Source organism: Mesorhizobium sp. M5C.F.Ca.IN.020.29.1.1, from assembly GCF_003997375.1.
Classification (GTDB): domain Bacteria; phylum Pseudomonadota; class Alphaproteobacteria; order Rhizobiales; family Rhizobiaceae; genus Mesorhizobium; species Mesorhizobium wenxiniae.
In genome coordinates this window covers 1-2,595 of sequence record NZ_RZSW01000702.1, presented here as the reverse complement: position 1 = coordinate 2,595, position 2,595 = coordinate 1, and the positions used below count along the sequence as shown (strand labels likewise).

Annotated in this window: 3 protein-coding genes and 1 pseudogene; all 4 read right to left on the bottom strand. The window is 58.9% G+C overall.

Annotated features, from left to right (window positions below; all coding sequences use genetic code 11):
* Positions 1-130: pseudogene (locus tag EOA85_RS40210) on the bottom strand (EscR/YscR/HrcR family type III secretion system export apparatus protein); the annotation flags it as partial.
* Positions 123-1,151: a type III secretion system cytoplasmic ring protein SctQ gene (gene sctQ, locus EOA85_RS32335; protein WP_127212435.1), complete on the bottom strand. Its 1,029-nt coding sequence runs from the start codon at positions 1,149-1,151 to the stop codon at positions 123-125. The pseudogene EOA85_RS40210 and the gene sctQ, both read right to left, overlap by 8 nt.
* Before the next feature lie 89 nt (positions 1,152-1,240).
* Positions 1,241-1,753, bottom strand: coding sequence for a hypothetical protein (locus tag EOA85_RS32330; protein WP_091595843.1), 513 nt, complete (start codon positions 1,751-1,753; stop codon positions 1,241-1,243).
* A partial coding sequence (locus tag EOA85_RS32325) for a FliI/YscN family ATPase (protein WP_127212434.1) occupies positions 1,729-2,595 on the bottom strand: 867 nt, incomplete at its 5' end. The genes EOA85_RS32330 and EOA85_RS32325, both read right to left, overlap by 25 nt.

The following is a 2,595-nucleotide window of genomic DNA, read 5'->3' as shown; positions in this document are numbered from 1 at the left end:
CATTGCGGACGAGGAAAAGAACAATTGATACCTTTACAAAGGCCGTTGTCGTGGCAACTGCTAAAACCAGCAGACCGAGTCCGGCGGTAACCGCAAGAAGCGCCAGGATTGTCGGCTGAGCTTCACTCATTGCATGCAAACCCGCCACGGAGCCTGATGCCCAGCTCTTCTCCGATGCGGACAATGTCGCCACGCCCGATACGCTGACCATTGGCCACTATGTCGATCGGGCCGTCGATCGGCCATCCAAGTTCAAAAATATGCCCTTCGCCGGCACTTCTTAATTCCCCAAGAGAAATAGGCCAGCGGCCGCATTCAAAGACAAGCACGATCTCGACATCGTCGAGATCCTTAGTAAGCTCCAGTTGCGATCCGGGTTGTGTCATATGCGCATTCTCCAAAGGACACGGTCGCGGGCGGAAAGGCCCCCGCAAGATTAATTCATCGCCGTCAAGATCCGCCCCGGCGCACAACTGGCCGACAGCTAGGGTGATCTGGCCGCGGCCGAACGGCGCAATATCGGGCAACAATGCATCACCGACACATGCGCTTCGAAGAAGCGCCGCAGGAAGGCGAAGCGTGCCGACCTCTCCTGCAACAATGAGCGAGAGCTCTGGAGGCAGCCCGCCCAGCTGCCGCGGCAACTGGGCAAGCAGTTCGCCTAGCGCGCGAAACGCAGGCGGTACTAAGCCGTCAAGAGGCGTGAACAGGAATAGACGGCCCTTGCCCTTGACCGCGCCGAAAATGATGTCGAGTTCAAGATGAGGAGCCAGCATCGTGGCTTCGCATACGCGCACGAGTTGCACGTTCAGACGCGTCGTCTCCTCCAGTCGAGTGACAAGCGGCTCAAGAGCGAGTTCGAGAATAAGCGAAGCAGTTGGCTCGGAAGGGAAGGCCAAGCCGTTCTGCACTGTCGTGATGAACTCCTCTACGAGCGGGCGCGACAGCGACAAGATGACCGTTTCGGCTCCCACTCTCCAGACGCAGTCAAGCATCGGAATGGCAGCAGGTTCCTGCTGCCAGACAAGCCCTGCCGTTCGCACCGATAGCGGCACCTCGTTGATCCGGCTTTGAAACGGCGTGCGGGGCGCTGCTGTATCATTGAGCCACGAGACAACCGTGCGGGACAGTTTCAGAACTGGTTCGAACATGGCGGGTGTGACCGCAGCGGCTATCAAAGACTGCACGGTCGTGTCATTCGGACGACCTCTTGCGACTGTCGGATCCGGTTGCGCGGCATTTAGGCAAGCGACCCCCTCGCATATTTCAGCAGTATCTCGTCGTCGGCCTCGATCTCGGCTGCGGCCTCCGAATGAGTCTCGACGGCGCGCCGCACGTCGTCCTCGATTTGTTGCCATTTGTCCCTTGCCGCCGAACATATGACCCATAGCTCCCTCGTCCTGGACGCCGCCATCTCAGCCTCCTCTTGAGCGATTTGGGCATCATCAAGCATCTGCCGTCTGGAAGTGATCTCAGCGGCAAGCTGTTCAGTGTGAAGGCGGTGACGGTCGAGCGCTGCGCTAGACAAGTTGTCGAGTGACATCAGATGCTGATAGAGCGCTGCTTCTGTTCTTGAACAATGTTGCTGTATCATTGCAAGCTCCCTAGCGGCATTTTGTACGGCTGAGGCGGCCACATCGCGCTGGGCTTCCTTCTTGGACAGCTCGCCAAGGGCACGACGCTCTTGCATTTCCTTCAGAAGCCGTAACCTCGAAGACTGAACCCAGTTCACGCGGTCAGACGCGACATCCATGCGACCGTCTCCTCGAAATCTGACGCGTCATCTTCGCTCTGGCGCAGAAACTCCCTCAGTTCGTCGATTGACGCGACGGCCCGGTCAGTCAGGGGATCTCCACCTGGCTTGTATTCGCCAACATTGATCAAGAACTCGGTCTCGGCATAGCGCGATAGGAGCTCGCGGAAAATGGATGCTGCCTTGCGATGTGTCCCCGAAACGACTGCATCCATGACGCGGCTGCGACTCTGCAGCACATCAATAGCGGGGAAATGCGATCGCGCCGCAATAGCGCGTGAGAGGATGACATGGCCATCGAGAATACCACGCGATTCCTCGGCGATTGGATCACCTGTGCCATCACCCTCTACAAGCACCGTATAGAAGGCCGTGATTGAGCCCCGCTCACCCATGCCGGCGCGCTCGAGCAGGCCTGGCAGCATGCCAAAAACGGAAGGAGGAAAGCCCCGTCGCGTCGGCGGCTCACCCGCAGCAAGGCCTATTTCGCGCATAGCGCGGCAGAAGCGCGTCAGCGAATCCAGCATGAGGGCAACGCGTAGGCCCTGATCGCGAAAATATTCCGCGAGCGCAGTCGCCATTGGAGCGCATTGCGCACGCTCCACCGCCGAGCGGTCGGAGGTTTCAACCACGACGACCGTACGGAGAAGGCCCTCTTCACCAAGATTCCTTTCGATGAATTCACGAACTTCCCGTCCACGTTCGCCTATGAGCGCCACTATGACGACGTCAGCGGCGGCACCCTTTACGATCTGTGACAACAGCGTCGACTTGCCACCACCTGGCTCGCCATAAATCCCGATCCGCTGGCCCTCGCCGCACGTCAGCAGACCATCGAGGAC